The 274-nt window shown below is 56.6% G+C and carries 1 rRNA gene; it reads right to left on the bottom strand.

Features of this window, described 5'->3' with window-relative positions:
- Positions 1-274 (bottom strand): 23S ribosomal RNA (locus tag HW452_RS17425); the annotation flags it as partial.

Here is a 274-nt window from a genome sequence, read left to right as displayed (position 1 = left end):
CTCACCCTGACCACCTGTGTCGGTTTGGGGTACGGTCGCACATGATCTGAAGCTTAGAGGCTTTTCCTGGAAGCGTGGCATCAATGACTTCCTGACCGTGGTCAGTTCGTCTCGTCTCTCGGCCTTGGAGGGTCCCGGATTTACCTGAGACCCAAGCCTACTGACTTTCACCAGGACAACCAACGCCTGGCTCACCTAGCCTTCTCCGTCCCCCCATCGCAATCATGTCCGGTACGGGAATATTAGCCCGTTTCCCATCGACTACGCGTTTCCG

Source organism: Vreelandella aquamarina (assembly GCF_020075495.1).
In the GTDB taxonomy this organism is placed as follows: Bacteria; Pseudomonadota; Gammaproteobacteria; order Pseudomonadales; family Halomonadaceae; genus Vreelandella; species Vreelandella aquamarina_A.
The sequence above is the reverse complement of the archived record's forward strand: the minus strand, read 5'-3'. Positions and strand labels throughout refer to the sequence as shown.